Genomic DNA, 4773 nt, shown 5'->3' on the forward strand with positions numbered 1-4773 from the left:
CGCGCCCCCGCGCTGGGGGCTGCGCGCCCGCCCCGCGGCCCCGCGCCCCCCCCCCCTCCTCCCGCCCCGCCGCCCGCCGGTGGGGGGGGTTTTTTTCCCCCCCCCCCCCCCCCCCCCGGACCTGCCGGACACAAGGCTAATTGCCAGCTAGTTAGCGGAACGAGGTGTTACCAGGTATGTCTAGAATTACCTGCGACCCTCCAGGAGTGAATTCACCATGACCTCAACCTATTACACCGGCGAAGAACGCAGCAAACGCATCTTCGCTATCGTCGGTGCCTCCTCGGGCAACCTGGTGGAATGGTTCGACTTCTATGTCTATGCCTTCTGCGCCATCTACTTCGCCCCGGCGTTCTTCCCCTCTGACGACCCCACCGTGCAGCTGTTGAACACCGCCGGTGTGTTCGCTGCCGGCTTCTTGATGCGGCCCATCGGTGGCTGGATTTTCGGCCGCCTCGCCGACCGCCATGGCCGCAAGAATTCCCTGATGATCTCGGTGCTGATGATGTGCTTCGGCTCGCTGATGATCGCCTGCCTGCCCACCTACGACAGCATCGGCACCTGGGCCCCGGCCCTGCTGTTGCTGGCCCGCCTGATCCAGGGCCTGTCGGTAGGCGGCGAATACGGCACCACCGCTACCTACATGAGTGAAGTGGCCCTGCGCGGTCAGCGCGGGTTCTTCGCCTCGTTCCAGTACGTGACCCTGATCGGCGGCCAGTTGCTGGCAGTGCTGGTGGTGGTGGTCCTGCAGCAGCTGCTGACCGAAGACGAGCTGCGCGCCTGGGGCTGGCGCATCCCGTTCGTGGTCGGTGCCATCGCTGCGCTGATCTCGCTGATGCTGCGCCGCTCGCTGCACGAAACCAGCAGCGCCGAGACCCGCCAGGACAAGGACGCCGGCACCATCAAGGGCCTGTTCCGCCACCACGCGGCGGCCTTCATCACCGTGCTCGGCTACACCGCCGGCGGTTCGCTGATTTTCTACACCTTCACCACCTACATGCAGAAATACCTGGTCAACACCGCCGGCATGACTGCAAAGCACGCCAGCTACGTGATGACCGGTGCGCTGTTCCTGTTCATGGTGCTGCAGCCGTTCTTCGGCATGTTGTCCGACCGCATCGGTCGGCGTAACTCGATGCTGCTGTTCGGCGCCCTGGGCACGCTGTTCACCGTGCCGCTGCTGATGGCGCTGAAAACCGTGAGCAGCCCGTTCATGGCCTTCGTGCTGATTACCCTGGCCTTGTGTATCGTCAGTTTCTACACCTCGATCAGCGGCCTGGTGAAGGCCGAGATGTTCCCGCCGCAGGTGCGCGCACTGGGTGTGGGCCTGGCCTATGCGGTGGCCAACGCGGCCTTTGGCGGTTCGGCCGAGTACGTGGCCCTGGGCCTGAAGACCCTGGGCATGGAAAACACCTTCTACTGGTACGTCACGGCGATGATGGCGATTGCCTTCCTGTTCAGCCTGCGCCTGCCGAAGCAGGCGGCGTACCTGCACCACGATGATTAAGGACGTGGCATGACCAACCAATTGTTCGACGCCTACTTCACCGCGCCGGCCATGCGCGAGATTTTTTCCGACCGTGGTCGCCTGCAGGGCATGCTCGATTTCGAAGCGGCGCTGGCGCGGGCCGAGGCTGCTGCCGGGCTGGTCCCGCACAGCGCGGTAGCGGCCATCGAAACCGCCTGCCGTGCCGAACGCTATGACGTCGGTGCGCTGGCCGATGCGATTGCCACCGCGGGCAACTCGGCGATCCCGCTGGTGAAGGCGTTGGGCAAGGTGATCGCCACTGGCGTGCCCGAGGCCGAGCGCTACGTGCACCTGGGCGCTACCAGCCAGGACGCGATGGACACCGGCCTGGTGCTGCAGTTGCGCGCTGCCCTCGAGCTGATCGAAGCCGACCTGGGCAGGCTGGCCGATACCTTGTCACGCCAGGCCTTGCAGCACGCCGACACGCCGCTGGTGGGGCGCACCTGGCTGCAGCACGCCACGCCGGTGACCCTGGGCATGAAACTGGCCGGTGTGCTGGGCGCCTTGACCCGCCACCGCCAGCGCCTGCAGGAACTGCGCCCTCGCTTGCTGGTGCTGCAGTTCGGCGGCGCCTCGGGCAGCCTGGCGGCGCTGGGCAGCAAGGCACTGCCAGTGGCCGAGGCGTTGGCCGAGCAGCTCAAGCTGAGCCTGCCCGAGCAACCCTGGCACACCCAGCGCGACCGCCTGGTGGAGTTCGCCTCGGTGCTGGGCCTGATCGCCGGCAGCCTGGGCAAGTTCGGCCGCGATGTCAGCCTGCTGATGCAGACCGAAGCGGGTGAGCTGTTCGAGCCCTCCGCACCGGGCAAGGGCGGTTCCTCGACCATGCCGCACAAACGCAACCCGGTGGGCGCCGCAGTGTTGATCGGGGCGGCGACCCGCGTGCCGGGCCTGGTCTCGACGCTGTTCGCCGCCATGCCCCAGGAGCACGAGCGCAGCCTTGGCCTGTGGCATGCCGAATGGGAAACCCTGCCGGATATCTGCTGCCTGGTCTCCGGCGCCCTGCGCCAGGCCCAGGTGATTGCCGAAGGCATGCAGGTGGACGCCGCGCGCATGCGCCGCAATCTCGACCTGACCCAGGGGCTGGTGCTGGCCGAAGCGGTGAGCATCGTCCTCGCCCAGCGCCTGGGCCGCGACCGTGCCCACCACCTGCTGGAACAATGCTGCCAGCGCGCGGTGGCCGAACAGCGCCACCTGCGCGAGGTACTGGGAGAGGAACCGCAGGTCAGTGCCGAACTGTCCGCCGAAGAACTCGACCGCTTGCTCGACCCTGCCCATTACCTGGGCCAGGCCCGCGTCTGGGTGGCGCGTGCCGTGTCCGAACACCAACGTTTCACTGCCTGAAGGAGACCGCTGTGGCGCACTTGCAACTGGCCGATGGCGTTTTGCACTACCAGATCGATGGCCCGGAAAACGCCCCGGTGCTGGTCCTGTCCAACTCGTTGGGTACCGACCTGGGCATGTGGGACGCCCAGATCCCGCTGTGGAGCCAGCACTTGCGCGTGCTGCGCCATGACACCCGTGGCCACGGTGGCTCGCTGGTCAGCGAGGGGCCTTACCGCATCGAACAGCTGGGCCATGATGTGCTGGCCCTGCTCGATGGCCTGGACATTGCCAAGGCGCACTTCGTCGGCCTGTCGATGGGCGGCCTGATCGGCCAGTGGCTGGGCATCAATGCCGGCGCACGCCTGCGCAGCCTGACCCTGTGCAACACCGCCGCGAAGATTGCCAGCGACGAGGTGTGGAACACCCGGATCGACACCGTGCTCAAGGGCGGCCAGCAGGCCATGGTCGAACTGCGCGATGCCTCCATCGCCCGCTGGTTCACCCCAGGCTTCGCCCAGGCCCAGCCCGCCCAGGCCCAGCGCATCTGCCAGATGCTGGCGCAGACCAGCCCGCAGGGTTATGCCAGCAACTGCGCGGCGGTGCGTGACGCCGACTTTCGTGCGCAGCTGGGTCGCATCCAGGTACCGACGCTGATCGTGGCCGGTAGCGAAGATGCGGTGACCACTGTGGAGCATGGCCGCTTCATGCAGGCCGCTATCGCCGCTGCCGAATATGTCGAGTTCCCGGCGGCGCACCTGTCCAACGTCGAGATCGGCGAGGCGTTCAGCCGCCGCGTACTCGACTTCCTGCTGGCTCACTGAGGACACTGCCATGGACGAGAAACAACGTTACGACGCCGGCATGCAGGTACGCCGCGCCGTGCTTGGCGATGCCCATGTGGACCGCAGCCTGGAGAAGCTCAACGACTTCAACGGCGAGTTCCAGGAGATGATCACCCGCCACGCCTGGGGCGACATCTGGACCCGCCCGGGCCTGCCGCGGCATACCCGTAGCCTGATCACCATTGCCATGCTGATCGGCATGAACCGCAACGACGAGCTGAAGCTGCACCTGCGCGCGGCCGCGAACAACGGCGTGACCCGTGACGAGATCAAGGAAGTGCTGATGCAGAGCGCGATCTACTGCGGCATTCCGGCGGCTAATGCCACCTTCCACCTGGCTGAGTCGGTGTGGGACGAACTGGGCGTGGAGTCGCGCAGCTGATTACTGTGGGAGCGGCCTTGTGTCGCGATGGGCCGCTCCCGCAGGGACCGCGTAGCATTTACAGAGGGCGCACGGCCACTGGGCCGGCGTTGCTTTCCACAGCCTGCTTCAAGGCCGGGCATAGCCCCAGCATGAACGCCGCTTCCGCCACCACGAACAGCGGGCCGATGATCAGGCCGCTGATATCGTCGACGAACGCCGGCTTGCGGCCTTCGTAGTAATGGCCGACGAACTGGATGAACCAGCCCACCACGAACGCCCCCAGCCCGGTGCCGAGCCACAGCGTCGTGCTTTGCAGCGCCAGCACTTCGCCGACCCACAGGCATGCACCCAGCAACACACCCATGACCAGGCCGAAGCGCAGGTCCAGGCGCAGGTAGAACCAGACCGAGGCCGCCGCGGCGAGCAGGGCAGGGGATAGCCACAAGCCGGCCACGTCCCAGCCGGGACGCGACAGCAGTACAGTGACGGCCAGCACGATCATCGGGATGCCGATGAAGTGGCTGGCGATGTTGCGCGGGTCGCGGTGGTAGCTGGCGTATTGGCTCAGGTGGTCGACGAGGGTTTTCATTGTTGTGCCTCCCTGTTCAGCGTGTTTTGCCTGAACCGGCCTCTTCGCGGGGGGGGCCCCCCCCCCCCCCCCCCCCCCCGGGGGGGGGGGGGGGGGGGGGGGGGGGGGGGGGGGGGGGGGGGGGGGG

At 67.0% G+C, this 4773-nt stretch carries 5 protein-coding genes; 4 read left to right on the forward strand and 1 reads right to left on the reverse strand.

Translation table 11 applies throughout. The features are described from left to right. The first annotated feature begins 217 nt into the window (after positions 1 to 217). Genes C6A77_RS24930 through pcaC form a run of 4 tightly spaced genes read left to right on the forward strand, consistent with a single transcriptional unit; the run spans position 218 to position 4075 of the window. Positions 218 to 1507 carry an MFS family transporter gene (locus C6A77_RS24930; RefSeq protein ID WP_114172008.1) on the forward strand — a complete coding sequence of 430 codons (1290 nt, stop codon included), beginning with the start codon at positions 218 to 220 and terminating at the stop codon, positions 1505 to 1507. Between the two features lie 9 nt (positions 1508 to 1516). Next, on the forward strand, positions 1517 to 2869 hold the full coding sequence (locus C6A77_RS24935) for a 3-carboxy-cis,cis-muconate cycloisomerase (protein WP_114172009.1): 1353 nt from the start codon (positions 1517 to 1519) through the stop codon (positions 2867 to 2869). Positions 2870 to 2880: 11 nt separating this feature from the next. Next, positions 2881 to 3672 (forward strand): 3-oxoadipate enol-lactonase, encoded by a 792-nt coding sequence (gene pcaD, locus C6A77_RS24940; RefSeq protein ID WP_114172010.1) that lies wholly within the window; start codon positions 2881 to 2883, stop codon positions 3670 to 3672. Between the two features lie 10 nt (positions 3673 to 3682). Next, positions 3683 to 4075 (forward strand): 4-carboxymuconolactone decarboxylase, encoded by a 393-nt coding sequence (gene pcaC, locus C6A77_RS24945; RefSeq protein ID WP_047583944.1) that lies wholly within the window; start codon positions 3683 to 3685, stop codon positions 4073 to 4075. A 58-nt stretch (positions 4076 to 4133) separates the two neighbouring features. Here the strand turns inward: pcaC and C6A77_RS24950 are convergent, their stop codons facing one another. Next, positions 4134 to 4646: an Mpo1-like protein gene (locus tag C6A77_RS24950; RefSeq protein ID WP_114172011.1), complete on the reverse strand. Its 513-nt coding sequence runs from the start codon at positions 4644 to 4646 to the stop codon at positions 4134 to 4136. Between the last annotated feature and the right edge of the window lie 127 nt (positions 4647 to 4773).

Origin of the sequence: Pseudomonas sp. AFG_SD02_1510_Pfu_092 (genome assembly GCF_003331055.1) — a bacterium.
GTDB lineage: Bacteria > Pseudomonadota > Gammaproteobacteria > Pseudomonadales > Pseudomonadaceae > Aquipseudomonas.

Excerpts from the sequence above, each read along its gene's own strand:
- C6A77_RS24950 (WP_114172011.1), bottom strand. The coding sequence starts at position 4,646 with ATGAAAACCCTCGTCGACCACCTGAGCCAATACGCCAGCTACCACCGC.
- C6A77_RS24930 (WP_114172008.1), top strand. The coding sequence starts at position 218 with ATGACCTCAACCTATTACACCGGCGAAGAACGCAGCAAACGCATCTTC.
- C6A77_RS24935 (WP_114172009.1), top strand. The coding sequence starts at position 1,517 with ATGACCAACCAATTGTTCGACGCCTACTTCACCGCGCCGGCCATGCGC.
- pcaC (WP_047583944.1), top strand. The coding sequence starts at position 3,683 with ATGGACGAGAAACAACGTTACGACGCCGGCATGCAGGTACGCCGCGCC.